Annotated in this window: 1 protein-coding gene; it reads right to left on the minus strand. The window is 62.4% G+C overall.

Features of this window, described 5'->3' with window-relative positions:
* On the minus strand, window positions 1-1,262 hold a 1,262-nt coding region (locus OZ411_RS42850), incomplete at both ends, for a putative porin (RefSeq protein WP_282532784.1).

A 1,262-nucleotide genomic window follows, 5' to 3' on the forward strand; every position in this document is an offset into this window, starting at 1 on the left:
AAGTAGCCCTTGAGGTTGGTGCCGCCGAGCCCGAAATCAGAATCGGCGAAGGCATCGAGCGTCGCGTCCGACTCCAGGTATTTGTAGCCGACATGCACGTTCCAGTCGGCGAAGTGCTTGATCTCCCTGTTGCCGACCGTGACGCGCGCCATCCAGCCGATGTCGCCGCCGTTGAACGGGCCGAACGAGCCGTCCGCGGTGCCGGCGCGGTTGTTGAGGGCGATGCCGGGAATGGTGGGCAGATCCTTAAGTCCGGTGCCGGGACCCGTCAGCGCGCGATTGAAGGCCGAGTTCCAGACGAACTCGCCATCGAGCACGATGTGGAACGGATGGAAGTCACCGAGGTCGAGCGATGCGCTCGCAACCAACGGCCGGTATTTCTGCACCAACCCGAAATACTGATATTGCGCCGTCTGGCCGAAGTTATTCCAGGTGCCGGATGCGATGTTGCGCAGCGCCCAGTAGGTGTTGCCCTTCTGGGCAAATAGCGGCCGCGACAGGTCTGAGCTGCAGCCATCGGAACTTGCGACGATAATGCAAGGCTCGGACGCCTGTCCCTGCACGTTCTCGAAATCGTAATAGGCGACCCCGAAGCGGAACTCGCTGACCGGATCGAACCGCATGGCGAAGCCGCCCTGGGCGCCGAACATCCACTTGTCGTGGCTGGGGAATTTCGCAGTCTCGCTCGACGCGTTGGTGATACCGGCATTGAAATCGGTGTTGAAGATCGGGAACGCACCGATCACGCCGAACGCCGTGATATCAGGCACCACTTCCTGCTTGGCCTGCACGGCGAAGCCGTCGAAGCCCAGTTCGCGGTACCAGACCAGATCGGTCGGCGACCAGAACGGATTGTCGAAACGCCCGACCTGCGCCACCACATCCTGGTTCGGCAGCTGGTACTTCAGGAACGCCCGATCGAGCCAGATCGAATATTTGGAGAAGTTCGAGCCGCCGCCGCCCAGGGTCTGGTTGGTCGAGACCGGCGAGTTGCTTTCGCCGGTGGCGATCCGCAAGCCCGCCGCGAAGCCGTTGGTGAGGTCGGCATCCATGCCGAGCCGGGCGCGCAGCCGCACCTGGTTGCGGTTCTGATAGGTGTTGTACGTCGGGTAATTGGCGAGGTTGGCGTTGGAGACGTCGTAGGGTGAGCCGGTGTTGATGGCGTTGAAATTGGTCAGGCCCGGATCGTTGCCGGTCGGGAAGAAGCTGCCGTGATAGCGGGCGCGCACGTCGCCGTAGAAGCGGATGCGCTGCGCCCATTC

The organism is Bradyrhizobium sp. Arg237L, assembly GCF_029990105.1.
GTDB lineage: Bacteria > Pseudomonadota > Alphaproteobacteria > Rhizobiales > Xanthobacteraceae > Bradyrhizobium.